This window comes from Caloranaerobacter ferrireducens (assembly GCF_001730685.1).
Classification (GTDB): domain Bacteria; phylum Bacillota; class Clostridia; order Tissierellales; family Thermohalobacteraceae; genus Caloranaerobacter; species Caloranaerobacter ferrireducens.
In genome coordinates this window covers 1-511 of the sequence record NZ_MDJR01000026.1, presented here as the reverse complement: position 1 = coordinate 511, position 511 = coordinate 1, and the positions used below count along the sequence as shown (strand labels likewise).

Annotated in this window: 2 protein-coding genes; both read right to left on the bottom strand. The window is 29.4% G+C overall.

Annotated features, from left to right (window positions below):
- Positions 1-196: 196 nt before the first annotated feature.
- Entirely contained in the window at positions 197-349 is a 153-nt protein-coding gene (locus BFN48_RS12525) for a hypothetical protein (RefSeq protein WP_176718883.1), read from the bottom strand.
- Positions 350-364: 15 nt separating this feature from the next.
- Positions 365-484, bottom strand: coding sequence for a hypothetical protein (locus BFN48_RS12935; protein ID WP_423230255.1), 120 nt, complete (start codon positions 482-484; stop codon positions 365-367).
- Positions 485-511: the final 27 nt, after the last annotated feature.

The following is a 511-nucleotide window of genomic DNA, read 5'->3' as shown; positions in this document are numbered from 1 at the left end:
GTTTAGAGCAAATTTGACACCCAAACATTGAAATTCATATGTGTTCATAGTAAACTTATATTAAGTAGCCTATTAACTCTACCAAACATGCTTGCCGGCATTTATTCGAGTTAGTAGGCTTTTTCTATTTGGTGGTCTTGGATATAACATATTCTCACATCCTTATATCTAAATAAATATAATAATTATTAAATTTTTATCCTCTCAATCCGCCATGATCTTCGTCAGCTAATTCATATGTAATACCTTGTGCAATAACGTTATTATCAGTTACTTTTGAACTTTCAAATACAGTTATTAAATTAAGCATCAACATTCCTACTGTAATAAGTGCAAGTATCTTTTTCACTTTATCACCACCTTTCTAATTTATTCCTTTTATCTTATATGCTTTTCTAAAAGCATCTAATGCCTTTTCCTTTTCTCCTAATAAACTATAGGTGTTGCCAAGTTTTAAGTATGCAGTTAACAGTAACTTTTTCATCTCCATTTTTTCTAGTATTGATATTTG